The organism is Novosphingobium sp. (genome assembly GCF_965214355.1).
Lineage (GTDB): Bacteria > Pseudomonadota > Alphaproteobacteria > Sphingomonadales > Sphingomonadaceae > Novosphingobium.
Genome location: NZ_CBDCBI010000002.1, coordinates 1,576,028 through 1,599,530 on the forward strand (window position 1 = coordinate 1,576,028; position 23,503 = coordinate 1,599,530).

The 23,503-nt window shown below is 63.5% G+C and carries 22 protein-coding genes; 8 read left to right on the forward strand and 14 right to left on the reverse strand.

Features of this window, described 5'->3' with window-relative positions; translation table 11 throughout:
• Positions 1–197: 197 nt before the first annotated feature.
• Positions 198–2,219 (reverse strand): TonB-dependent receptor, encoded by a 2,022-nt coding sequence (locus ACOOE2_RS07745; protein ID WP_420382438.1) that lies wholly within the window; start codon positions 2,217–2,219, stop codon positions 198–200.
• A 346-nt stretch (positions 2,220–2,565) separates the two neighbouring features.
• On the opposite strand from ACOOE2_RS07745, the gene ACOOE2_RS07750 reads away from it, so the two are divergent.
• The 4 genes from ACOOE2_RS07750 to ACOOE2_RS07765 all read left to right on the forward strand — a co-directional run bounded on the left by ACOOE2_RS07750 (position 2,566) and on the right by ACOOE2_RS07765 (position 7,396).
• Positions 2,566–2,769 (forward strand): hypothetical protein, encoded by a 204-nt coding sequence (locus tag ACOOE2_RS07750; RefSeq protein ID WP_420382439.1) that lies wholly within the window; start codon positions 2,566–2,568, stop codon positions 2,767–2,769.
• A gap of 305 nt (positions 2,770–3,074) precedes the next feature.
• Entirely contained in the window at positions 3,075–4,691 is a 1,617-nt protein-coding gene (locus ACOOE2_RS07755; protein WP_420382440.1) for a hybrid sensor histidine kinase/response regulator, read from the forward strand.
• 29 nt (positions 4,692–4,720) lie between these two features.
• The gene (locus tag ACOOE2_RS07760) at positions 4,721–5,653 is read left to right on the forward strand and encodes a response regulator (protein ID WP_420382441.1); all 933 of its coding nucleotides are present in this window, start codon (positions 4,721–4,723) and stop codon (positions 5,651–5,653) included.
• Between the two features lie 114 nt (positions 5,654–5,767).
• Positions 5,768–7,396, forward strand: a complete 1,629-nt coding sequence (locus ACOOE2_RS07765; protein ID WP_420382442.1) for a hypothetical protein — start codon at positions 5,768–5,770, stop codon at positions 7,394–7,396.
• A gap of 183 nt (positions 7,397–7,579) precedes the next feature.
• Here ACOOE2_RS07765 and ACOOE2_RS07770 read toward each other — a convergent pair whose 3' ends face one another.
• Positions 7,580–8,092: a Rid family hydrolase gene (locus ACOOE2_RS07770; RefSeq protein ID WP_420382443.1), complete on the reverse strand. Its 513-nt coding sequence runs from the start codon at positions 8,090–8,092 to the stop codon at positions 7,580–7,582.
• Between the two features lie 264 nt (positions 8,093–8,356).
• Here ACOOE2_RS07770 and ACOOE2_RS07775 point away from each other — a divergent pair, with 264 nt between their 5' ends.
• The 3 genes from ACOOE2_RS07775 to ACOOE2_RS07785 all read left to right on the forward strand — a co-directional run bounded on the left by ACOOE2_RS07775 (position 8,357) and on the right by ACOOE2_RS07785 (position 12,444).
• On the forward strand, positions 8,357–8,812 hold the full coding sequence (locus ACOOE2_RS07775; RefSeq protein ID WP_420382444.1) for a c-type cytochrome: 456 nt from the start codon (positions 8,357–8,359) through the stop codon (positions 8,810–8,812).
• 46 nt (positions 8,813–8,858) lie between these two features.
• Entirely contained in the window at positions 8,859–10,475 is a 1,617-nt protein-coding gene (locus ACOOE2_RS07780) for an FAD-dependent oxidoreductase (RefSeq protein WP_420382445.1), read from the forward strand.
• 544 nt (positions 10,476–11,019) lie between these two features.
• On the forward strand, positions 11,020–12,444 hold the full coding sequence (locus tag ACOOE2_RS07785; protein ID WP_420382446.1) for a M20/M25/M40 family metallo-hydrolase: 1,425 nt from the start codon (positions 11,020–11,022) through the stop codon (positions 12,442–12,444).
• Positions 12,445–12,489: 45 nt separating this feature from the next.
• Here ACOOE2_RS07785 and ACOOE2_RS07790 read toward each other — a convergent pair whose 3' ends face one another.
• The 4 genes from ACOOE2_RS07790 to ACOOE2_RS07805 all read right to left on the reverse strand — a co-directional run bounded on the left by ACOOE2_RS07790 (position 12,490) and on the right by ACOOE2_RS07805 (position 16,221).
• Positions 12,490–13,155, reverse strand: a complete 666-nt coding sequence (locus ACOOE2_RS07790; protein ID WP_420382447.1) for a nitroreductase — start codon at positions 13,153–13,155, stop codon at positions 12,490–12,492.
• A gap of 14 nt (positions 13,156–13,169) precedes the next feature.
• On the reverse strand, positions 13,170–14,447 hold the full coding sequence (locus ACOOE2_RS07795; RefSeq protein WP_420382448.1) for an amino acid permease: 1,278 nt from the start codon (positions 14,445–14,447) through the stop codon (positions 13,170–13,172).
• Positions 14,448–14,545: 98 nt separating this feature from the next.
• The gene (locus ACOOE2_RS07800; protein WP_420382449.1) at positions 14,546–15,334 is read right to left on the reverse strand and encodes a glycosyltransferase family 2 protein; all 789 of its coding nucleotides are present in this window, start codon (positions 15,332–15,334) and stop codon (positions 14,546–14,548) included.
• A 215-nt stretch (positions 15,335–15,549) separates the two neighbouring features.
• Positions 15,550–16,221 carry a response regulator transcription factor gene (locus ACOOE2_RS07805; protein ID WP_420382450.1) on the reverse strand — a complete coding sequence of 224 codons (672 nt, stop codon included), beginning with the start codon at positions 16,219–16,221 and terminating at the stop codon, positions 15,550–15,552.
• Between the two features lie 142 nt (positions 16,222–16,363).
• On the opposite strand from ACOOE2_RS07805, the gene ACOOE2_RS07810 reads away from it, so the two are divergent.
• Positions 16,364–17,089, forward strand: coding sequence for an MIP/aquaporin family protein (locus ACOOE2_RS07810; RefSeq protein WP_420382451.1), 726 nt, complete (start codon positions 16,364–16,366; stop codon positions 17,087–17,089).
• A 27-nt stretch (positions 17,090–17,116) separates the two neighbouring features.
• Here ACOOE2_RS07810 and ACOOE2_RS07815 read toward each other — a convergent pair whose 3' ends face one another.
• The 8 genes from ACOOE2_RS07815 to ACOOE2_RS07850 form a co-directional block, all read right to left on the reverse strand.
• Positions 17,117–18,226 (reverse strand): sulfotransferase, encoded by a 1,110-nt coding sequence (locus ACOOE2_RS07815; protein ID WP_420382452.1) that lies wholly within the window; start codon positions 18,224–18,226, stop codon positions 17,117–17,119.
• Positions 18,138–18,569, reverse strand: coding sequence for a hypothetical protein (locus tag ACOOE2_RS07820; RefSeq protein ID WP_420382453.1), 432 nt, complete (start codon positions 18,567–18,569; stop codon positions 18,138–18,140). Before ACOOE2_RS07820 ends, ACOOE2_RS07815 begins: the two co-directional genes overlap by 89 nt.
• Positions 18,566–18,853 carry a hypothetical protein gene (locus ACOOE2_RS07825; RefSeq protein WP_420382454.1) on the reverse strand — a complete coding sequence of 96 codons (288 nt, stop codon included), beginning with the start codon at positions 18,851–18,853 and terminating at the stop codon, positions 18,566–18,568. The genes ACOOE2_RS07820 and ACOOE2_RS07825 overlap by 4 nt, the downstream gene beginning before the upstream one ends.
• A gap of 59 nt (positions 18,854–18,912) precedes the next feature.
• Entirely contained in the window at positions 18,913–20,286 is a 1,374-nt protein-coding gene (locus tag ACOOE2_RS07830; protein ID WP_420382455.1) for an arylsulfotransferase family protein, read from the reverse strand.
• A gap of 195 nt (positions 20,287–20,481) precedes the next feature.
• A complete protein-coding gene (locus tag ACOOE2_RS07835) occupies positions 20,482–20,736 on the reverse strand; it encodes an ATP synthase F1 subunit epsilon (protein WP_420382456.1) in 255 nt (84 codons plus the stop codon).
• Between the two features lie 25 nt (positions 20,737–20,761).
• Positions 20,762–22,207: a F0F1 ATP synthase subunit beta gene (atpD, locus tag ACOOE2_RS07840; protein WP_420382457.1), complete on the reverse strand. Its 1,446-nt coding sequence runs from the start codon at positions 22,205–22,207 to the stop codon at positions 20,762–20,764.
• A gap of 17 nt (positions 22,208–22,224) precedes the next feature.
• On the reverse strand, positions 22,225–22,641 hold the full coding sequence (locus tag ACOOE2_RS07845) for a DUF4259 domain-containing protein (RefSeq protein WP_420382458.1): 417 nt from the start codon (positions 22,639–22,641) through the stop codon (positions 22,225–22,227).
• The gene (locus tag ACOOE2_RS07850) at positions 22,610–23,482 is read right to left on the reverse strand and encodes a F0F1 ATP synthase subunit gamma (protein ID WP_420382459.1); all 873 of its coding nucleotides are present in this window, start codon (positions 23,480–23,482) and stop codon (positions 22,610–22,612) included. The genes ACOOE2_RS07845 and ACOOE2_RS07850 overlap by 32 nt, the downstream gene beginning before the upstream one ends.
• Positions 23,483–23,503: the final 21 nt, after the last annotated feature.

Sequence of the window (23,503 nt, forward strand, 5' to 3'; positions counted from 1 at the left end):
GAACATTCCATGACGATCTTGCGCGATCGCCCCATGTTCAACCAGGGATGCCTCTCCCGCCGCATGGGTAGGCCAGCTTGCGCAAGGCTATCAAGCATTCAAGTGCCGGCCGGGCAAATAAATACAGATGTTCGCGTGGCAGCACTGGCGTGTCTGCAATCGTTTGCAAGGCTGATTGGGGGTATGGGACATGCGCCTCACAACCCCACGCGAACCCCCGCCCACACCGTGCGCGGCGTGCCGATATCGATTGTCCCGCCCGAATTGCGCGTCACGACTGTAACATTGCCCAGGTTTTCCCCGCGCAGCACCAGGCTGAACGGCCCCTTCAACGGCATCGTTGCAAACGCGCCGACCGTGGTCGCGGCCGGCAAAGGCGCCGTCGACAGGCTATCCTCGAACGCAACCCCGACATAGCGCACTGTCGCTGCCAGCACGTAGCCCGGCCTTGGCGTCCAGGTCGCATTGGCGCTGGCCGACAGGCGCGGGGTCTGCGGCGGGCGCAACCCGTCGTATTTTTGCCCGGGCGCCTCCATCCGCGCGATCGTCCAGGCCAGCGAACCGGCTAATGCAAACGCACCGAAGTGCGCGTCGCCCGCCGCTTCCACCCCGTGGGCATGGATAGCGGGCACATTCTGGCGCAGCTGCGTCGTGGCGTTTACCGTGATATTCGTGATCGCGTGATCCACCTTGTTGTCGAACCCGGTCAGATGCAGTGCGACGGCCTTGATCGGCCGCCAGTCGACCCCGCCCTCGTATCCGCGCAATTGCTCATTGACGAGACCGGGGTTGGCCAGCGTCGTCACCGGAAACACGGTAAAGCTGCGGTACAATTCGTTCAGCGTCGGCTGGCGCATGCCCGAATAGGCCGAGCCGCGCAGATCGAGCGTGGACGCAGCATGGACCAGCGCGCCGCCGCGAAACGACCCGTTCCAGCCCGATCGCTCGGGATAGGCGGCGGTCACCAGCGGCTTGCCCGCCAGGGTCTGCGTCTGGTTATGCCCGTCGCGGATGATCCAGCGATCGGCGCGGCCGCCGGCGGTCAGCTGCAGCGCGCCGAATGTCCATGCATCCTCGCCATAGAGCCCGAGGTCGTCATTGGTGCCGCCTTCGGTGCGATGGCTGCTGATCACGCCTTTGGTATAGAGGTCCTCGTCTTCATAGCCGCTGACTTCGCGCCAGTCGCTGCCCAGCCGCAACACGTGCGCAGACCCCAGGGGCGGGCGGATCTCGATCTTTCCGCCCGCACCGCTCGATGGTGTATCGCGCTGGTTGTCGACGGGCAGGTACGTCGTCGCACTGAGTGTCAGGCTGTTGAAATTGCGCAGCTGGCCATAAGCCAGCGCCTCGAACTGCCAAGGCCCCCGCCCGACCAGCCGCACCGAGGCATCCTCGCCGCTCATCCCGGTCAGCGCGCCCTTGAAGCGCAAGGTCTGCGCATCGCCGAAGGCTGCTATCCGCCCCTGCAATTCGATATCGGGCGTCACTTGCGTCACCGTACGCAGCGCGAGCGACCAGCTTTCATAGCGGGCCTTGGCGCTGGCGGGTACGCGCTGGCTGACCGGCGTGGTCCAGAAACCGGGACCGCGAGCCCACTGGCCGGACAAGACGGCATAGCCGTTACCCAGTTTGGGCGCGATACCGGCTGCCACATCGGTATCGCCGCGATCGTCGAGCAGCGCCTGCCCGGTGACCAGGTTGCGGTCATTGGCGCCGGCGCTGGTCATGTCGATCGTGCCCGCAACGCCGCCCGATCCGAACGCGCCGCTGCCGCCTCCATGGATCACGCGAATGTCGGCGATCTGCGCAGGGTTGATCGCGGCAAGCGGGATCGAGCCAAAGAACGGATCGGCCTGGGGTACGCCATCGAGCAGCACCAGCGTGCGGCTGGCAGCATTGCCGCCCAGCGCGCGCAAGGTGAAACCGTCGGCCGATGGATTGGCCGAGCGGCTGTCCGACCGGCGAAACAGCTGCAGCCCGGCGACATCGGCCAGCGCATCTTCAAGCCGTCCCGACGGGACCTGGCCGATTCGCGCAGCATCGATCGTCGATACCTGATACGCCGAAGTTGCCGGCAGATCACCCAGAGCACGTCCGGTCACGATGATCGGCGACGCGTTGTCTGTATCCGGCGCGGGGTTTGCAGGCGCTGGCGCAGCGTCGGAAAGCGATGCGGCCATAACCGCAGGCACTGCCGCAAGGATCAGGAATACGGCCATTCCGGTTTAAAATCCCCGATGTTTTTGTGCTGTCACAGCCCCCGTGACACCCACTTGCAAGGGCGCTGCCCTAATGCGATCTGTGATGCAAGTTATCCCGGCTGTGGGCTACCGGGCGGGGTCCACTGCCGGCTTCGGGCGCCTCGACGCGTCGGCTGCCGGTCTCGGTCGAGCGGGCAAGTGCCTCTGCCGAACGACTAAACGCGGCCTGATAGGGTGTTGCGGCCCCGTTTGGCCATGGGCCAAAATGCGTATGGGCTGTGACGCATTGCGGCATAATCTGGGATCGCAAGGTTAACCTGGTCCAAACGCTAGTCGTACCAACGCCAATCGAGAAGGGGTCGAAATGCGCGTTCAAAAACTCACTTATCTCGAGGATGATGTCATCGACAAGATGCGCTCCATCATCCACTGCCAGAAGCCTGAAGTGATCCAGAACCACTTCGGTATCGGACTGAATACCTGGGTAAAACTGCGCGAAGGCAAAGCGATCCGGCATTCGGTCGCGCTGCGCCTGTTGCAGCGTCTGCAAAAAGACGATCTTATCTGATTTGACCCATAGCCTGGCAGGCAAGTCGCGCCGTCACGCGCGCCTGCCGGCAAAAGCCCGCATAATCCCCAGGTTTGCGGGGTATGGCGGCACGGGTGGCTGGTGCCCGGTCGTCCGTTTTGACTTGTACCGACATCGTTTGCAGTGCACACATTCCAGCATGATCCCGGGCAAGGTCATCATATCTGCCCGGGTGTGAACGGGGTCACGCAAAGACGAATGGCGCATGCCGCAACGGGGCAACCGGCCGGACGCCCTACCCAGCTTTTGGAATATGCGCACCGGTTGCCATGGGCACACCGGCAATGACGCGCGGCCGCTTGCGCGATGGCCTCGTCGCTATATCGAGCGTAGCAATCGCCCTGCTGATCGCGTCACGCCGCAAGCAATCCATGCCCGATTCGCCCTTAACGGATGGTGGTGCAATCGGCGCACCACCGGTGACCCGTTATGCACATACCAGCGAACCGACGCCGCAACCCGATGTGGCGCTGGGCAAGCTTCAGCGCGAACGCGACGCGGCCGAGGCCGCCAATGCCGCCAAAAGCCGCTATCTCGCCAATGTCAGCCACGAGATCCGCTCGCCGCTCAATGCCATCTACGGCTATGCGCAATTGCTCGAACGCGGCACCGCGATCGACGCGATCGAGGCCGCGCGCGTCATCCGCCGCAGCGCCGAACATCTCAACGACCTGGTCGAAGGGCTGCTCGACATCTCGCTCGTCGAAAACGGCGTATTGCGCGTATCGACCGACACCGTGCGCCTGCCTGCGTTCATCGACCAGGTCGGCCGCATGTTCCGCCCCGCCGCGCAAGCCAAGGGCCTGGTGTTCCGCACCGAAGTCGTCGGTCACTTGCCCGATTACGTGCGCGCCGATCAGAAACGCCTGCGCCAGGCGCTGATCAATCTGATTTCCAACGCGATCAAATACACGCAAGCCGGCGAAGTCGTGCTGAAAGTGCGCTACTCGGCCCAGATCGCCACGTTCGAAGTGCGCGACACCGGGCCCGGCATCGCGCCGGAATCGCAGGAGGCAATCTTTGCCCCGTTCGACCGCGGCGTCGAAGGCGCTCGCGCCGGCGGTATCGGCCTGGGCCTGCCGATCACGCGCGCGATCATCCAGATTCTGGGCGGCGAACTCGATCTGGAAAGCGTGCCCGGCAAAGGCTCGACCTTCCGCGTGCGCGTGATGCTGGGGCAGGTCGTGGGCCATCGCGACGGCCCCGGCGAAGGCCTTGACGGTCTGGGGGGTGCCGCGCGCCGCATCGCCACCGGCTATCTCGGCCCGCGCCGCTCGATCCTGGCCGCCGACGATGATCCGCGCCAACTCGCGTTCGTGCGCCAGGTGCTCGGTGATCTCGATTTCGATATCGTGGCCGTCAACGACGGCGAAACCGCGCTGGCAATGGCGCGCGCGCAAAGCTTCGACCTCGCGCTGCTCGATATCGCGATGCCCGGCTGGTCGGGCTGGGAGACTGCAACCGCGCTGCGCAAACTGGCGGGCAATGACATGCGCATCGTCATGCTGTCGGCCAATGCGCACGAACGCCACGGCTCGGGCGACGCGACCACCGATGACGCGCACGACCGTTTCCTGGTCAAACCTGTCGAGATCGACACCATGATCGATACCATCGGCGAACTGCTCGGCCTTACCTGGACATTTGCCCCGCAGGACGCGGCCGATGTCGCCACGGCCAGCGCAGCCCCGGCCGAAGATTTCGTGCTGCCGGAGGCCGCCAGAGAGCATCTCGATCGTTTGCGCGAACGGGTTCGTATCGGCCACGTCCGTGGTATGGAGGCGGAAATCCGCGCGATCGAAGCCGTGACCGGCAAGAATTTCCCGCTCGTTGTCAAATTGTACGACTGTCTCGACCGTTTTGATCTCTCAGGGCTTGCCCGTCTGCTGGAAAAAGCCTGAATGAAACTTGCTTGCCTGGAAACGACCTGATGAACGACGCTCCTGCGCATCGCGACACGGTCCTGGTGGTCGATGACCAACCGGAATCGCTGCGCATGCTGACCGACACGCTCGAAGCCAGCGGCATCACCGTGCTCGTCGCGACTTCGGGGCAGGGCGCGCTCGACCTGATCGCGCATATCGTGCCCGATCTCGTGCTGATGGACGCGGTCATGCCCGGCATCGACGGCTTCGAGACGACGGCAAGGATCAAGGCCAACCCCGCCAGCCGCCACGTCCCCGTGATCTTCATGACCGGCCTCACCGAAAGCGAACACGTGATCGAAGGGTTCGAAGTCGGCGGCGTCGACTACGTGCGCAAACCCGTCAATGTCCACGAATTGCTTGCGCGCGTGCGCGTCCACATGGGCCATGCCCGCGTCGTCCAGGCGAGCACTGTGGGTCTCGATGCCACCGGCCGGATGATGCTGTCTACCGACATGGCCGGCCAGTTCCTGTGGTGCACGCCACTAGCCGAACGCGCGATCGCGCGGCTTTCACCCGGCTGGGCGCGCGAAACCGGCCACCTGCCGCCCCAGGTGCGCCAGACGATCGAACGCCTGCTCCAGCGCAGCGACACGCCAGGATCATCGCTGCGCATCGATTTCGGCCAGAATGGCGAGGAACTCGCGCTCGAATTCGTGCTGATCGCGCAATACCGCGAAAACGAAGTGCTGATCCGCCTCAATCAGGTCGACCCCGCCGGCGATGCCGTGCGCCTCCAGGGCCGGCTCAACCTGACCGAACGCGAAGCCGAAGTGCTGCTGTGGATCAGCTATGGCAAATCCAACGCCGACATCAGCGACGTGCTGGAAATCAGCCCGCGCACGGTGCAGAAACACCTGGAGCGGATCTACGAAAAGCTGGGCGTGGAAACGCGCGCGGCGGCCGCGGCGATCGCGATCCGTTCGACCGAGGTCTGATCGGACGGGCAACACGCCGGGAAACTGGCTCGAAAAAGGGAGCATGGCGAAATTTCGCTCCCCGCGCACCCGGATTGGACGTAAGTTTGCGCAAACATCGCACTGGAGTCCGACATGGGTAACCTGACCTTCATTGGTGGCGCTCTTTCCGCCGATCAGACGTCAATATTGATCACCGGCACCGATGAGCCGAGCGATGTCGGAATGCAGATCCAGATCTTCGACAATTCGGTACAGGTCGCTACTGCAACGGTCGATTCATCAGGTGACTGGACTGCGACCGTCGCGACCAGTGCAAGCGGCGCGGATGTCTACACAGCGCAATTCACGGCCAACGGCAACGTCAATGACTCGAACGGGCTGGTCGTGGAACGCAGCGCATCGGCCACGTTCGACGGGTACAATCCGGTTGCGCAGTTGACCGGCTCGGGCGATGTTCTGTCGATCGCCAGTCCGAACGCCATCGTGACCGCGGGCGGGAATGGCCAGAATGCGACGACGACAGACCTCATCCAACAATTCTTCACGTCTGCTCACATCTACCGCCTTAACCCGAACACGCTCACGGTACTCGACAATTCGCGCGTCGATGTGTGGATGGACTTTTTTACCGCTACGCTGGGCAATAACGACAACTATGGCGTTGCCGGCTACGTCGAAAGCGTGGTCGTCAACGGCGCGGGCGACAACGTGTGGATCGCTAAAAACGAAGAAGATTCGATTACGTCTGTCAACGGCTGGAATTCGATCGACCTGCACGTGACGGTGCTGGACGGCACACGCGCCAACGTTGAAGGCAACGCGATATCGGTCGCTATTGGAAATTCGGACAATTGCGGCACTTACGGAACCGGCAACACCATCGCTGCCCATGGCATCGGCGACGGGGTGTGGGCCGGCGGCAACGGACAGGATGCGGCGATCACCGATTTCGTCGACGGCACGGGGTCGACCGGGCTGGTGGTGACCGAACTGAACGGATCGCGGATCGATGTCACCGGCGATGGCGTGACCGCTTATCTTGGTTTCAGCCAAGACAATTTCGGGATTTACGGCTCGGCCGAGACGGTTATCGCCGCGCCCGGTCCGATATCCAGCCAAACCCTTTACAACATCAACATCTGGATCGGCGGAAATGGTCAGAATGCCGCAGTGACCGATCAGGCCTACGTCGGGGCACCAAATTCGCTGACGAGCAACCTGACCGTGCTCGACAACAGCCGCGTTGATGTGTCCGGCTGGGATGTGGCTACCACGATTGGCAACAACGACAATTTCGGCGCCTATGGCTTGGTCCAGTCCGTCGTTGCCACGGGCACTGGCGACAACATCTGGATCGGCGGCAACGGTGTGAACGCCGCGGCGGCGGATACTGTCACGCTGCAGCACGGCGGCAATGTAACGCTGCTCGATAGCTCATGGGTCAGTGTGGCGGGCCAGGGCGCGGCGGTGCAACTGGGCGTGGGCGACACTTTGAACCTGTCCGGCACGGGCGAGGCCGTGACGTTTGGCCAACAGATCGGCAGTGCGACGCTCGCCGGCTTCGACACCAGCGACCAGGTCACCCTGCAGAAATCGAGCTTCGGATCGCAGGCGGCGGGCTTCGACTACTGGGCCTACCTGATGGGCCACGCCACCGCAGCGGGCGGCGACACGACCATCACCCTCGACGCCAACGACAGCATCGTGCTCAAGGGCGTCACCCTGAGCGCAGCCAACCAGAGCCAGTTCCACTTCGCATAAAATCCTCCCCGGCACGGGGAGGGGGACCGCGCGTAGCAGCGGTGGAGGGGCGGTGCCTCATGACGCAAGTCGCGCGATGTTGCGCCGTTTGCAAGGGCGCCTCATCGCGAGGGTTTCCCCCGGGGCCCGGCCCCTCCACCACCCTGCGGGCGGTCCCCCTCCCCGTGCCGGGGAGGATGCGCCTTACTTCTTTTTCGCGGCCGTCGCTTCAATCTCGATCAGGAAATACGGCCCGGCCAGCGCCGCCACCTGAAACGCCGAGCGCGCAACGGTCGAAGGATTGTCCGCAGTCCGGAAGAACTGCAGGAAGCCCGCATTGGCGCCGTCGAAATCCATCTTGCCGGTCTTGGGATCGGCCGCAACGAACAGCGTCAGCTTGACCAGGTCGGCCATCGTATAGCCCTTGCTTTCCAGCATGGCCTTGATTTTCGACAGCGCGCTGATCGTCTGGGTCTTGGTGTCGCCCAGGTCATCGACCGACTTGACGTCCATGAAGGTTTTCTTGGGATCGATCGGCGAGGCGAGCTGGCCTGAAAGGAAGAACAGGTCGGTGCCGGCCTTGACTTCGGCGCCGTCGAGAATGCGCGCCTTGGCACTGCTCTCGTACTTGATCACCTGCGCCATCGCAGGCGCGGCGGTCAGCAGTGAGGCACCGGCGGCGGCGCCGAGCAGGGCTTTGAAAGGCTGTGCAGACATCGTTGTTCCTTTGCGGTTGTTCCAGGGTGGTTGCACCATACGCGCCGCGCATCGGATTACCATCCCGTCCGATCCCAGCCCAGAGCACATCCGTGCGCCGCTGCGATTACGCGAAACGGCGTATGGGCAAGCGCGCGCAAGGGCCGCAGGGCCTGTCGATGACGGATTGTTGGCACGCAGGGATGCTTGACAGTCAGTGCCGGGGGGCATTCTATCATCCGGGCGGCCAGTTCGCTCGGTCTAAACAGCACAGAGATCACTAAAATGATTAAGATACAAAAGCTTGGGCTGATTGGCCTGTCTGCGGCGACTTTGCTGGCCACTGCCACGCTCGCCGATCCCGGCTTTGCGCAGGATCGCGGCGGGCCGGCCGGTGGCCAGACCGAAAACACCGACAGCGGCAAGGAAATCTTCGAACAGATCTGCGCCGCGTGCCACATGGCCGATGCCAAGGGCGGCGGCGAACCGGGTGCGAAAGTGCCGGCGCTGGCGGGCAACGCAAATCTGAAAAACAAGGACTACGCGATCATCCTGCTGCTGAAGGGCAGGGGCGGCATGCCGTGGTTTACCGATCTGCTGACCAAGCCGCAGATCGCTGCGGTGATCACGTATGTGCGCGGACACTTCAACGACTACCACGATCCGGTCACGGTGGCGGATATCGACCGGGTCGGTTCGGCCAATCCGCCGGTTCCCGAATGCAACACCTGCGGCCACTGAAATCCATCACGCAGCATCAGATTTTATCCCATAACAAGGACGCCCCATGACCGATCAGCCCGCGCCTGACGATTCCAGCCTGTTTTCGCCGCCGACCCGCCGTCAGCTGCTGTCGATGGTGGGCAAGGCGGGCGGCGCCGCGGCGATGTACCAGGCCATGACCGTTCTGGGCCATGCCGCCGACAGCCAGTTTACCGGGCCGCCAAAGCTGAGCGGCGCAAAGCCGGGCGCAACGGTGCTGGTGCTCGGCGCCGGGCTTGCCGGGATGCTGTCGGCGTATGAATTGACCAAGGCCGGATACAAGGTGCAGATCCTGGAATTCCAGGATCGCACCGGCGGGCGCAACATGACCTTGCGCGGCGGCGATACGGTCAACGAACTGGGTTCCCCGCCGCAGACCGTCGGCTTTGCGCCGGGCAATTATCTCAATCCCGGTCCCTGGCGCCTGCCGTATCATCACCGCACGGTGTTGCATTACTGCAAGGAATTCGGCGTCGAGCTCGAACATTTTGCGCAGCTGAACCACAACGCCCTAGTCCACCGCAAAAATGCCTATGGCGGCAAGCCACAGCCTTACCGCGACCTTTATGTCGATTACAAAGGCCATGTCGGCGAATTGCTGGCCAAGTCGCTGAACGCCGGCGCGCTCGACACCGCAGTCACCGCCGAAGACAAGGCCAAGCTGCTTGAGGCGATGAAGGAGTGGGGCGTGCTCGACAAGACCATGGCCTATACCAAGGGCATGAAAGTCGGCGACCAGCGCGGCTGGGACCGTGCACCGGGCGGCGGGGTCAACGGCGCGCCGATCCCCAACGACGTCGGTACGCTGTCCGACACGCTGTCGACCAAAGTGTGGCAGCAGATCGGGTTCTATACCGAAGAGGTCATGCAGACGACGATGTTCCAGCCAAAGGGCGGCATGGACCATATCGGCAAGGCGTTTGCCGGCAAAGTCGGCAAAATGGTGCGGCTGAACACCCGCGTGACCAAAATCGCGCAGGACGATCATGGCGTGACGGTCGACTGGACCGATACCAAGACGAACACTGCGGGCCAGAGCAAGGCCGACTGGCTGGTCTGCACGATCCCGGCGACTGTGCTGGGACAACTCGATGTGCAGGTCACCGACAAGAAAAAGGCCGCGATCCGCGCGCTGCCTTATGGCAATTCGGTCAAGATCGGCCTCGAAATGAAGCGCCGCTTCTGGGAAACCGATTACGCCATCTACGGCGGTCATTCGTTTACCGATCAGGATATCAGCCTGATTTCGTATCCGACCGGCAACTGGTTCGGTGATGGCCCCGCGGTGATCCTGGGCGCCTATCCGTTCGGGCTTGGCGCCTATCGCCTGGCCGGCATGACCCATGAAAAGCGTATCCAGGCCGCACTCGATCAGGGTTCGGTGTTTCATCCTGCCGAATACAAGGCCGAATTCCGCTCGGGTACGTCGCTGGCGTGGAGCCGGATGCCATGGATCCTGGGCTGCTGCGCCACCTGGACCGAAGAAAGCCGCGAGGCGCATTACCAGGACCTGGTGTCGATGGACGGCCGCATCGTGCTCGCGGGCGAGCATTGCTCGTATTACGGTTGCTGGCAGGAAGGCGCGCTGCTGTCGTCGCTCGATGCGATCACCCGGCTGCATCAGCGCGCTTCGGCGGCCTGATCCTTCGCCAACCGCAAACAAGCGGGGCCCCGGAGCAATCCGGGGCCCTTTCCAATGGTAACCGGACCGGCGAATTAGTGCCCGCGCAAACGACAGACAAAAAAAGAGCCGCTCGAAAACGGGCGGCCCTGAAAAGTTTGGGAGAGGATGCCTGAAAGGCATGTTCGGTATGGTTTACGCAGCCCTTTTGCGCAAGTGCGAAACAAGCAACCGAGAATGCAAAAAACGCAACTGTTCAATTAATTCATCGGATCCTGCCCTTGAAAATATGCACTTGAAATAAAAAATAGATATAAATTTCAGATATTTAATCAGTACCAATGCACTGGTGCGCCATTCCCAAACCGGCAACTCCCGGCTTGCTATTACTGCATACGTCAAATTACGCAGATTTCGCCATCGCGGTGCATCACACGCCATTTTCGAGGGTCATACGGTTCATTCCGAACCGGATCGAATCACTATTCGACAGGCTGCGTCCGATAGGCGGTTGCCATTCCGGCGCGCAGGCGTCAGCTAATCCGGCGAAGGAGATTTCCCCACCATGACCAGTTGCACAGCTTTGCGCCGCCTGACTACGAGCGCATTTGCGCTTGCCGCCATGATCCCGGCGCTTGCGCATTCCGCCCCGGTGCCGGTGCCGACATCGGCCGAGGCGGCACAGGCGCTCGATCTGGCGCAGCGCGAAATTGCCATCCGCTCGGTCCGCGGCGAGGCCAACCGCACGGCCGACGTGGCTGCGCTCATCCGTGATCGCCTGATCGCCGGCGGCTGGGCGCCGGGGGACGTGGTGGTGACCAAGCGCGGCGAAACCGCGACGCTGGTGGCAAAGTGGGCAGGCAGCGATCCCAGGCTGAAACCGCTGGTGTTGTCGGGCCATATGGACGTGGTCGAGGCCAAGCGTGGCGACTGGGTGCGTGATCCGTTCGGCCCGGTGATCGAGGACGGCGTGCTGTACGGACGCGGCGCAACCGACATGAAATTCGACGGTGCGCTGATGGTTTCGGCGGTGATCGATCTGCGCGCGCATGGCTACAAACCGCGCCGGGGCATCGTAATCGCGTTTTCGGGCGACGAGGAAACCGTGATGGCGACGAGCGCCGCGCTCGCCAACGAATTGAAAGACGCCGATATGGTGATCAACGCCGATGGCGGCGGCGGCACATTTGCGGATGGGACGGACAAGCCGCTGTTCTGGCTGTGGGACGGCAACGAGAAAGCCTATGCCGATTACCGGCTGGAAGTTACCAATCCCGGCGGCCACAGCTCGGAACCGCGCCACGACAATGCGATCGTCCAATTGGCGCAGGCACTGGTGGAAGTCGGCGCCTATCAGTTTCCGCCCGAACAGAACGAACTGACCAAAGCCTGGTTCGAACGCGCCGCGCAATTTCAGGCCGACCCGGCCAAAGCCGCAGCCATGCGCGCCTTTGCCGCCAATCCCAATGATGCCGCGCCGCTGGCGCTGGTCCGTGCAGATCCCGATCTGGTCGGCAAGACCGGCACGACGTGCGTGGCCACGATGCTGTCGGGCGGCCACGCCGAAAACGCGCTGCCCCAGCGCGCGCGTGCCAATATCAACTGCCGTATTTTTCCCGGCCACAGTCGCGAGGCGATCATGGCCGAACTGAAAGGTGCGATCGCGTCCGACGTGGTCAAGATCACCGATGTCACCGACGGGTCGATCACTCCGCCGGTCACGCCATTGCGCGCCGATTACGTTGCCGCGGCGGACAAGGCGATCCACGCCGCCTGGGGCAGGGACATCGCGATCCTGCCGAACCAGGCGTCGGGCGGATCGGATTCGATGTTCTATCGCGCCAATGGCGTGCCGGCGTACAATGCCAGCCCGGTGTTTACCCGCCGCGACGAACGGATGAGCCACGGCCTCAACGAACGCGTCCGCCTCGTCAATATCAAGCCCGCGCTGACGTTCTATTTCAATCTGATCCCCGACCTGACGAAGTAACCGTCCTGAAGCCCCTCCCCGGAAGGGGAGGGGTTGGAGCAGGCTTTACGGTTGGAAGCCCTGAAACGTTACCTGCTCGGCGAGCGGCACGCGTTCGCGTCCGAAATGGTTGACCGGCGCCTTGTCATCCTTCCAGCCGATCGCCAGGCCGCAGAACAGCATGTGATCCTCGGGCAAACCCAGGTGCGCCTTGATCGTCCGGCCGTAATTGCCCATGTATTCCTGCGGGCAGCTGTCGAGCCCTTCGCCGCGCAGCAGCAGCATGATCGTCTGCAGCCACATGCCGACATCGGACCACTGCGGCTCCTTCATGAATTTGGGAAAGTGGCACAGCAACAGCACCGGCGCGCCGAACGACACCAGATTGGCGCGGGTGAAATCGGTGCGGTTTTCCTTGTCTTCGCGCGCGATCGCCAGCGCGCCGTACATCGCCGCGCCGACCCCTTGCAGCCGGGCCTGATATCGGGGACTGGCTGCGGGCGCTGCCCAGTCGTATTCCGCCGGGTCATCGGGTGTTGCGGCGAGCAACACCTTCTGCAACGCGTCCAATGGTGCGCCGGTCAACACGACCGCTTCCCACGGTTGATAATTGCATCCCGAGGGGGCCCAGCGCGCCTGATCGAGCACACGCTCGATCGTTGCATGGGGCACTGGCGTATCGAGAAATTCGCGCACGGAACGGCGCGAGGCAACGGCATCGGCAACAGTCATAACATCTCCCCTATTCAAACACGTGTGCGGCGCACCAGCCAGTAGATCGGCAGCCCGATCAAGATCAGCACCACGCCATAGCCTACCGCTTCGCCGCCCAGGCCCCATGTCGCCCAGCCGGTAAACGCTGTGGCAAACAGCGCGACCGGAATCAACGTACGTTCGCCGGGCAACAGGCGGATCGCCGCGATCATCGTCATGGCATAAGGCAACATGCCGGCCGCCAGGCTGATCGAGGCGATGAACGTAAACAGATCGCCCATGCCGCGCCCGAAATTCAGCAGCGTGACGACGCTGAGCAAGGCGCTCGACACCAGATGCGCGCGCGCCGGCGTGCCGGCGGCAGTCTCGCGTTCGAACCAGCGCGGAAAGACGCCGCCGCACGCCATCGCCAGCGGCATTTCGCCCTGGACCAGGATGAACCCGTTCAACGTGCCGAACGCGCTGATTGCGGCAAACACCGCGACCGTGCCCGCAACCGTGGCACCGAAATACCGCCCGAGGAAATCGGCCACCGGCGCGGGCGACGCGGCGGAGACCGCATCGGGCATGTACCCCAGGAACGCGAGCGAGATGCCGATGTAGATCAATCCGGCAAGCGCAGTGCCCGCCAATGTCGCGATCGGCACGATCCGTGCCGCATTCTCGACCTTTTCGGCCGGGACCGTTGCCGATTCGAGCCCGAGAAACCCCCAGAACGTCAGCCCGGCGGCCATCGCGATATGCCCGCCGGTGATCGCCACATGCGGTTGCGCGATCACCGGCGTTCCGCGCAGCCACAGCACCAGCGCCAGCCCGATGAGCGCGACTAGCGGCACCAGCTTGATCGCCGTGGTGACCAGCGAGATATCACCCGCCTTGCGCACGCCCAGGATGTTGATCGCGGTCAGCAGCCACACGCACGCCACCGCCAGCACCGCCGGCAGGCCCGCAACATGCCCGATCATCGGAAAAACCAGCGACAGATTGCTGACCACCGCCACCGCCAGCGCGCCATTGCCCGCCCACAGCATGACCCAGTAGCTCCACGCACAGACATAGCCCGGGAACGGCCCGAACGCCGCCTGGACATAGGCATACGGCCCGCCCGCCATCGGCCGGCGCGCCGACAGCCGCGCAAACACCGTCGCCAGCGCCAGCGCGCCGGCGATCGTCACGAGCCAGCCGAAAATCTGGTTCGTGCCCAGCGGCGCCAGCGTCGCCGGCAACAGATATACGCCCGACCCGATCAGATTGCCGATGACCAGCGCCAGCACCATCCACGGGCCCAGGCCTCGTGGCGCGGATGTCATGGCAGTCGTCATCGGGTGGTGCGCGCAGCCCAGTCGTGGATGAAGTCGTTCGAGCTGCGACATTCGGCCATCTCGCGCGTTCCCCACTGCGGTTGCGTTTACTCCCAGCTGCGATTGCGCAGGGCCTCGCTCATCATCTTGCGCCGTTTGAACCGCCCCGCAAGATGCGAATGGAAAAACCATGGCATCGCGCGCGCAGGCAGCACGCCGTACGCGATCTTTTCCCAGGTATTCCAGCTGACTGCGGCGGAATTCGTGCGCCGTGTCGAGGGGAAGCAATAATGCCCGGCGTCATAGATCGACGGGCCCTTGTCCATCATCCGCACCATGATCTCGTGATCTTCGAGCACATACGGCCAGATCGCGCTGTCGAACGCGCCGGCGGCCATGAACGGCGCGCGGCGCCAGCATTGCGCATATGTGCCCGCGTGCGATTTCTTGCGCATGATCCGGCTGGCAAACAGCACACGTCGCAGGCGTTTTTGCGCTGCTGCGCTATCCGCCGGGCTGTAAAGGTCGATCGCCATCACGCTGCCGGCGGTGGGGTTGGCATCGAACAGCGCCAGCGCGCCCGACACGTAGTGCGGCGGATAGATCGTATCGGCGTTAAGGAATCCGATGAATTCGCCCGTGGCCAGCGCAATGCCCTTCATCAGCGCGGGTACGACGCCGGGGGTGTCTTCCTCGACGTGGGCATAGTCGATATCGCTTGCCGCCAGAAATGCCTCGACCAGCGCGGGCGATCCGTCGCTCGACCGATTGTTGACCACGATCAGCGTAAAATCGCGCGTGTCCTGCGCCGCGATCGCCGCCAGCGTCGACAGGATAAAATGCTCTTCGTTGTAATAGGGCAGGACCAGCGCGATCCGCTTTGGCAGTGATGTCACGTTGTGGCTCTCGACGGAATTTCAATTCCCGCTCATCCTGAGCTTGTCGAAGGACACGCGCCAAGATTTGCCCAAAGCGCAGCGTGGTTGCACCAAGTTCGAACGTCGCGCGCATCCTTCGACAGGCTCAGGATGAGCGAGGTTGTGTTAAACCAAACCGGTGGATTGGGCCAGAGCCCAGGCACCCTGGAAAAATCAGGCGCTAGCCACGCAACCTACGGCTTGTCGAGCACGTAGCCCAGCGAGCGGACGGTGCGCAAGGGCGACCCGGCGCCGCTGTCGCGCAAGGCCCGGCGCAACCGGCTGACCCAGGCATCGACAGTGCGTTCGTCGATCGGTTGGCCTTTCTTGCCCAGCGCGCCGATCAGTTGCAGCCGCGAAAACACCTGGCCAGGCTGCTCCATCAGATAGCGCAACAAACGGAATTCATTGGGCATCAGACCGATCGGCTTGTCCTTCCACCGCGCCTGCAGCGCGGACAGGTCGAGCGACAGGTGATCCAGCCGCAAAGTCCGCGCGGGGCTTTCGGCATCGGGCAATTGCACCGACAGCACGCGATCGAGCACGGTCGACCGGTCGATCGGCCCGATCAGATAATCATCGGCGCCGGCGCGCAGCGCGCGGCGCTTGACCTCTGCTTCGTCTTCTTCGAGCACCATCGTCACATGCGCGGATTCGGTCTGCGGATCGCAGCGCAGGCGGCGGCACAGTTCCAGACCCGAAAATTCGGGCAGCACCCAGTCGACAAACGCCCAGGGCTGCCCGTCGAGCAGCGGCAGCGGTGCATCGCCCAGCCAGCGATGGAACACGACGCGCAGATCGCCATGGAGGAAGTTGTCATTGCCGCCATTGAGCGCGCCGGTCACCAGGATATCGATCTGCCGCATCGGGTGGCCTCATGTTTGCAGGTTAAACGCCTGCACGGCCATGTCGCCATAATATGACCGGTGTATGACGATGTCTGGCGGGTTGCCATCGTGGCCCTTTAGCGCTTTGAAGGGCGATGAGGACAAGAGGGGGATGACCGTGATGCACGGCGCTGTTTTCGGGGAATTTCTGGGCACGATGGTCATGTTGCTGTTCGGCAACGGCGTCGTCGCCAACGTGGTGCTCGACAAATCGAAAGGCCAGAACGGCGGGTGGATCGTGATCACCGCGGGCTGGGGCTTTGCCGTCTTCTGCGGCATCGTGGTCAGTGTCGGGGTGGGCGGGGTCGCGCATCTCAATCCCGCGGTCACGATCGCATCGGCGATCGTATCGGGCGATTACAGTCACGTCGTGCCCTATGTGCTGGCGCAAATGGCGGGCGCGATCGTCTCGGGGGTGCTGGTGTGGCTGACCTACCTGCCGCATTGGCCGGTCAGCGATCCCGATGCGAAACTCGCCGTGTTCTGCACCCAGCCTGCGATCCGCAATCCGTTCGGCAATGTGATGAGCGAAGTGATCGGGACGATCATGCTGATCATGATCGGCATGGGGCTGGCGTCGAAGGGGTTTGTCGGCAGCGGCCTGGCGCCGGGCATTGGGCCGTTTTTCTGGGGTATCGTCGTATGGGCGCTCGGCCTCTCGCTCGGCGGGCAGACCGGCTATGCGATCAACCCCGCGCGCGACCTGGGCCCGCGCATCGCGCACTGGCTGCTGCCGATCGCGGGCAAACGCGATTCGGACTGGGGTTACGCCTGGGTGCCGGTGCTCGGGCCGATCATCGGTGCGATCGTGGGGGCACTTATCGTCAAAGCAACCGGCATAGCCTGAATATCCTCGCCGGGACGGGGAGGATATTCAGACCGCCGCACGTGCGAGCAGCCGGGCGTGTATCGCCTGCGCCTCCGCAAGTTCGGCGCGCGGTACATCGGCAGCGTCGATCCCGTGCGGCGCAGGCGGGCGCAATCCGTCCCCGGCCAGCGGTTCGGCCAGCCCAAGCCGCTGCGCCAGCCGCTCGCGCAAGCGCAGATCGCCGGTTACCAGCCGGTCATAATCGACGAAACACTGCATCGCCGCGACGTCGGCCGGCTGGACCAGCAGATGCGTGTGCACGCCTGTCCAGGTGCGCAGCCAGAACGCCAGTGTATCGGGATTGCCCACAGGGCCAGACCCGGGCGGCAGCAGGATCGCGCGCTGATCGACGCCGAATTCATGATGCCCCAGCCAGCGCATGAACGACGCGCGGAACGCATCGGTCCGGCCCAGCGCGACGGCGCGGCGGTGCTGCATCAGCAGCGAGGCGGCCTGTTCCAGCGGCGCGCGAAACGGATGGATCAGCACAGCATCCGTCGCGGTCTGCGCCAGCGCGCGCAGCCGCAGAATGTTGGCATTGTTTTTAGACAGATACCGGTCGCCGCCATAGCGCAGGCAGACGAGCCGCATCAGCATCGCGAAATCTTCAAGCGTGGCCGGCGCGGGCGCATGCGCGCGCATGCCTGTGGCAGACAGATACTGATCGCCTTCGCGCAGTTTCCAGAACACTTCCTCGATCGCCTCCGGGCTGTCGAGATCGTGAGTCAGCCCGTCGCCATGGCCGCGTTCGTGCGCGGGGATCGCGCGCCTGCGCTTTTCCGTCAGCGCAGCCCACGAATTGGGTGCCAGCGGAAACGGCATGTCGCGATAGCGCAGCGAGGCAAAGCGGTCGGCGCCGTGGATTTTCTGCATCAGGATCGTCGTGCCCGCGCGCGCCAGACCGGTGACGAACACCGGCGGGCGCAACGTCTGCGCGGCTGCGGCCTTGCCAAAGCGGCCTTTTTCCAGATCGAAACTCAGATCCAGAACGGCAGGAATACCCAGCGCGATGCGGTGGAGCAGCCGGTCAATGCCCCTGTATGTGGAGGCGGAGCCGGGGTTGGACGAGCGTGCGCCGGCCGAGTCTGGGGACGATGACGCTGCGGGTGACGACAAGACAGACTCCGATGGCAAGGATGGTCAGGCGTGCGCCGGGATCGGCCAGCGCGGCGCGGGTCGGCACGCCGGTCCAGCCATCGAGCGCGATGGCCGCTACCAGCGGCAGCGCGACGACCACCAGCATTGCGCCCGCGACCAGTGCCTGGGTCATCATCCGTCGCGCCAGAATCCGCGCGGCGCGTTCCCTGGAAAAATCGGACGCACCGTGGCAACCCATGATCCGCACCGAACGCCTGCCGGTCGCGGCGAGCCGCGCAAACCGACCCATGAGGCCGGACACCCGCGCGAGCATGGCCACGGCAAGCAGCGCGCAGCCCAGCAGCATCGTGGCGGCGATCACGATACGATCTCTTCAGCGACAGGGCCCCGGTCATCCTGGCGCAGAACCGGGGTAGCAGGCGCGGCAAACCGCGCGCGCACGCGGCGGATCAGGCGCTTTACCGGATACCAGATGAACGCGATGATCCCCAGGATGATCGCACCGACGACACCGAGCGCGGTCGATACCGCGCCAAGCCCGAGCCCGGGCCCGACATAAGCCGAAGCCGGCATCGTGCTGGCCACGAAGATCAGTGCGGATAGCCCCGCAGTGCCGGCAAACGGGATCGAAATGGTCATGCGCATCGGGCGGTCTCCGCAGCGTGAATGCCGGCCTGGTCTGAAACGGGGTCCACATAGCGGGATCAGCGAAGTTCGTAGCGTCGGTTGTGGTCGTCGGCCGAGATGTAGCGCCAGCGCACCGTGCCATCGGGGGCCACGCGCATCACGCGGCCCCATTCGGTTTCCTCGATCATCGTATCGCCACCCGGCAGCGGGGTGGCACGGCCCTGCGCCCTGGTCTTTATCGCCAGGGTTTCGAACGCCCTGGCCAGCGGTTCGCTGGTGGCATGCGTGGCGAAATCATAGACGACCAGATGGTTGGTGCGGTCGTTCGCGACGTGTTCGGGCTGATCCCAGGCGAATTTCAGATGGTTGTCGAACACGCTGATCCGATGGTCGTCGATCACCGAGACATCGTGCTGGAACCGCCACGGCATCGCCTGGCTCCACAGCACCCGGCCCGTCGAGGGACGATAAAGCAGCACCAGCGACAGGTTACGCAGCGATACGAACACATCGCCCCGGCGCCAGTACGGCCCGTCACCGGGAACCGGCTGGATGTCGTTGACGTGGAGCGGATCGTCGAGATACGGCCGCGACCGCCACAGATACCCCAGGCCATTGCGATCGAGCAGCGCGATGACCGAAGTGCGCGCAAGCACGTGCCCGGCTGGTGTCAACTGCACGAGGCTTTCATCGATGAAGGCCGGGCCGACGCCGGGCTCGTGCGATACAGGCGCGCGATAATTGGCCCACAGCGTGCCGTCTGGCGCGGTTTCGATCGCGTGGTGAAATATCCCGTCGATCATCCATTCCCGGCGACCGCACGCATCGACACGCACCAGCGGCGATTCGTCGTGAAGGATCAGGCCGCCATCCGCCATCAGCAGCGGGTGCATCGGCATGTACCGCCCGTTGCCCTTGTCACGCGCCAGGTCGACAATATCCGAATGGAATGCCGAATGCGCGTGGATCGCGGTTATGTCGGGCGCATAGTCGCGCAGCACTTTGCCATCGCTAAGCCGCACCAGCTTCACCACATAGCGTCTGCGCGCAATGTCGAAAACCGTGACGAGCAGCGCGCCGCCATCCACCAGCGGCTGCGCCGGATTGCGCCATAGACCGCCCGGTATCGGATCATACCCGCCGGGCAGCGAAGGATGGTAGGTGCCGATCGAATCGTCGATCCGCTGCAGCGTTTCGGGAACCGTCGCGATCGCAACGGCCATCGCGCCCAGGCTGCCATGAGCCCCTGGATCGCGCATCACCGCGCCATATTCGATCAGCCCCGCAAAGCCGCTCACCACGATCAGCCCGACCAGCCACAGCGGCGCGCGCGCACTGCTCCAGCGTTCCAGCCGGCCGGGACCAACGCGGCGCGCAAGGCTGCCGTTGGGCCCCGAAGGCTGGCGTATCTTGGCAACGTCAGGTGTTACGTCGCATCCTTCCCTATTCATGGGAGCGAAAGCTACACCTGACATGTATTGGGATTTTATCGGCGGGAGCCCGCTTTGTCTCGATTTGTCGCGCTTTGGGATCCCGATGCGTGGTCGAAAGCCGCGGGCTGCATAAATCTACGCCAGATTACGCAGTCCAAACGAAAACGGCCCACCGCAAGGGCAGGCCGTCTATCCGCGCATCAATGGACCGTATTACCCCACATGCTCGGCCAGCACGGTCAAGCCTGACGCGCTGACTTCGGCAAAGCCGCCCTTGACGGGGTATTCCTTGGGGTTGCCGCCAGCCGACGCCCACACCCGGATCACACCGTCCTTGACCGTGGTGGCGAACGGGGCGTGCCCTTCGAGCACGCCGAATTCACCCTCGGTGCCAGGCACGTTGACCATATAGACGTCTTCCGACAGGACCAGCCGGGCCGGCGTCACGAGTTCAAAATGCAGCGCCATATCAAGCGGTTCCCGTACCTAACGATCAGACTTCGGCAGCCATCTTCTTGGCCTTTTCAACCGCTTCCTCGATACCGCCGACCATGTAGAACGCGGATTCGGGCAAGTGATCGTATTCGCCGTCGACCACCGCCTTGAACGATTTGACCGTGTCTTCCAGCTGCACGAACTTGCCCGAGATGCCGGTGAACACTTCGGCAACGTGGAACGGCTGGCTGAGGAAGCGCTGGATCTTGCGCGCGCGGGCCACCGTGACTTTGTCCTCTTCGGACAATTCGTCCATGCCCAGGATGGCGATGATGTCCTGCAGCGACTTGTATTTCTGCAGCGTTTCCTGGACGCGGCGCGCGGTCGCGTAATGCTCTTCGCCGACGATGCGCGGTTCGAGCACACGGCTGGTCGAATCGAGCGGATCGACCGCGGGATAGATCCCCAGTTCCGAAATCGCGCGGTTCAGCGTGGTGGTCGCATCAAGGTGGGCAAACGAAGCGGCCGGCGCAGGGTCGGTCAAATCGTCGGCCGGCACGTAGATCGCCTGGACCGAGGTGATCGAGCCCTTGTTGGTCGAGGTGATGCGTTCCTGCAACTGGCCCATGTCGGTCGCCAGCGTCGGCTGATAGCCCACGGCTGACGGGATACGGCCGAGCAGCGCCGACACTTCCGAGCCCGCCTGGGTGAAGCGGAAGATGTTGTCGACGAAGAACAGCACGTCCTGGCCTTCTTCATCGCGGAAATATTCCGCCATCGTCAGGCCCGACAGCGCAACGCGCGCGCGCGCGCCCGGCGGCTCGTTCATCTGGCCGAACACCAGCGCCACTTTGGAACCCTCCGACGTGGCATTGCCATCGGCGTCCTTGGCAATGACGCCCGCATCGAGAAATTCGTGGTACAGGTCGTTGCCCTCGCGGGTGCGTTCACCCACGCCCGCAAACACCGACACGCCGCCGTGGCCTTTGGCAATGTTGTTGATCAGTTCCTGGATCAGCACGGTCTTGCCCACGCCCGCGCCGCCGAACAGGCCGATCTTGCCGCCGCGCGCATACGGCGCGAGCAGGTCGATGACCTTGATCCCGGTGACCAGGATCGCCGATTCGGTCGACTGGTCGATGAATTCCGGCGCCTTGGCATGGATTGGCGCGAACTGCGTCGCGCCGACCGGACCCATCTCGTCGATCGGTTCCCCGATCACGTTGAGAATGCGGCCGAGCGTCTTGGGGCCGACCGGCACAGTGATCTGCGCGCCGGTGCTGCGCACTCTCTGGCCGCGCGTCAAACCTTCGGTCGCGTCCATCGCAATCGTGCGCACGGTGCCTTCGCCCAGATGCTGCGCGACTTCGAGAACCAGGCGGTTGCCGTTGTTGTCGGTTTCCAGCGCGGTCAGGATCGGTGGCAATTCGCCATCGAACGCGACGTCGACAACGGCGCCGATGACCTGGCGGATTTTGCCGGTAGAGGGGAGCACGGTGGCCATGGATTACCTTCCGATTTTCAAAGTCTTGATAGGGTTTCGTTCACGGACGCTTGCCAGTCCGTATATTCATCGGCTTCTTGCCAAAGTTCGTTCAGCTCGCTGTCGTCTCGCACTCGTTTAACTGCATCGATCGCATGTTGACGACGGGGCACGGCATCAGATGCATTTTTAGATGCCCACTCGGTCATCCGAATTTCAAGCTTGGGTGAAGCCTTGGCCAAGCCCGCAGCAACAATTTCGGCGGCTGCCAAAGCGGCCGATGCGTCTGGCGCTTCAACATATCCAGACCCCGTCATCGCTAGTGCGTGATCAACGGCTTCCCAACTCGGGGCATCAACGAAGTCTGCCAGCCAATCGGCAGCATCGTCGTTTTCGTCAAATTGGAAGCCCCAAGCGCCCATCTTACAGCGCTTCCGCGCCAGCGATGATTTCAATCAATTCGGTGGTGATCGCGGCCTGGCGGCTGCGGTTGTACTGGATCGTCAGTTTCTTGATCAGGTCGCCGGCGTTGCGCGTGGCGTTGTCCATCGCGGTCATCGACGCGCCCTGTTCGCTGGCGAGATTTTCCAGCAAGGCGCCGAACAGCTGCGTACGCAGATAGCGCGGCAGCAATTCAGCCAGGATCGTTTCTTCATCGGGCTCGTATTCGACCACCGCGCCGTCGCTCACGACCGCTTTGGGCGTCGGCACGGGGATGATCTGCTGCACGGTCGGTTCCTGCACCAGCGCGCTGCGGAACCGGGCATAGACCAGATGCGCCACATCGAACTGCCGCGCGGCAAACAGCGCGAGCAATTCGTCGGCAATCCCTTCGGCCTCGTCGAACCCGGGTTCGCGCACGCCGGTGGTATCGTACATGCCCAGGATCGCATCGGGATATTCGCGGCGGATGATCGGGCGACCCTTGCGGCCGATCAGATAGAACAGCACGGTCTTGCCCTGCGCGAGCAGCTCGTTGGCTTTCACCCGCGCCGCCTTGACGATATTGGCGTTGAACGCGCCGCACAGGCCGCGATCCGAATTGGCCACGACCAGCAGGTGGACCTGGTCGCGGCCGGTGCCACCCAGCAACGGCGGCGAGCCTTCACCGACGAGCACGGTAGAGGCAAGGCTGGCCACGACTTCGGAAAGCCGCGAAGCGTACGGGCGTGCAGCTTCGGCAGCGGCTTGCGCCTTGCGCAGCTTGGCTGCGGCCACCATCTGCTTGGCCTTGGTGATCTTCTGGGTCGACTTGACCGAGTTGATCCGACCTTTGAGTTCCTTGAGCGAGGCCACTCGTCGTTATCCCTGGACCTG

Bases quoted from the DNA above. Each gene is read 5' to 3' on its own strand.
- ACOOE2_RS07810 (WP_420382451.1), top strand. From the start codon at position 16,364: ATGCACGGCGCTGTTTTCGGGGAATTTCTGGGCACGATGGTCATGTTG.
- ACOOE2_RS07760 (WP_420382441.1), top strand. From the start codon at position 4,721: ATGAACGACGCTCCTGCGCATCGCGACACGGTCCTGGTGGTCGATGAC.
- ACOOE2_RS07830 (WP_420382455.1), bottom strand. From the start codon at position 20,286: ATGAATAGGGAAGGATGCGACGTAACACCTGACGTTGCCAAGATACGC.
- ACOOE2_RS07775 (WP_420382444.1), top strand. From the start codon at position 8,357: ATGATTAAGATACAAAAGCTTGGGCTGATTGGCCTGTCTGCGGCGACT.
- ACOOE2_RS07805 (WP_420382450.1), bottom strand. From the start codon at position 16,221: ATGCGGCAGATCGATATCCTGGTGACCGGCGCGCTCAATGGCGGCAAT.
- ACOOE2_RS07745 (WP_420382438.1), bottom strand. From the start codon at position 2,219: ATGGCCGTATTCCTGATCCTTGCGGCAGTGCCTGCGGTTATGGCCGCA.
- ACOOE2_RS07835 (WP_420382456.1), bottom strand. From the start codon at position 20,736: ATGGCGCTGCATTTTGAACTCGTGACGCCGGCCCGGCTGGTCCTGTCG.
- ACOOE2_RS07795 (WP_420382448.1), bottom strand. From the start codon at position 14,447: ATGACATCCGCGCCACGAGGCCTGGGCCCGTGGATGGTGCTGGCGCTG.
- ACOOE2_RS07825 (WP_420382454.1), bottom strand. From the start codon at position 18,853: ATGCGCATGACCATTTCGATCCCGTTTGCCGGCACTGCGGGGCTATCC.
- atpD (WP_420382457.1), bottom strand. From the start codon at position 22,207: ATGGCCACCGTGCTCCCCTCTACCGGCAAAATCCGCCAGGTCATCGGC.
- ACOOE2_RS07790 (WP_420382447.1), bottom strand. From the start codon at position 13,155: ATGACTGTTGCCGATGCCGTTGCCTCGCGCCGTTCCGTGCGCGAATTT.
- ACOOE2_RS07750 (WP_420382439.1), top strand. From the start codon at position 2,566: ATGCGCGTTCAAAAACTCACTTATCTCGAGGATGATGTCATCGACAAG.
- ACOOE2_RS07770 (WP_420382443.1), bottom strand. From the start codon at position 8,092: ATGTCTGCACAGCCTTTCAAAGCCCTGCTCGGCGCCGCCGCCGGTGCC.
- ACOOE2_RS07765 (WP_420382442.1), top strand. From the start codon at position 5,768: ATGGGTAACCTGACCTTCATTGGTGGCGCTCTTTCCGCCGATCAGACG.
- ACOOE2_RS07785 (WP_420382446.1), top strand. From the start codon at position 11,020: ATGACCAGTTGCACAGCTTTGCGCCGCCTGACTACGAGCGCATTTGCG.
- ACOOE2_RS07780 (WP_420382445.1), top strand. From the start codon at position 8,859: ATGACCGATCAGCCCGCGCCTGACGATTCCAGCCTGTTTTCGCCGCCG.
- ACOOE2_RS07755 (WP_420382440.1), top strand. From the start codon at position 3,075: ATGACGCGCGGCCGCTTGCGCGATGGCCTCGTCGCTATATCGAGCGTA.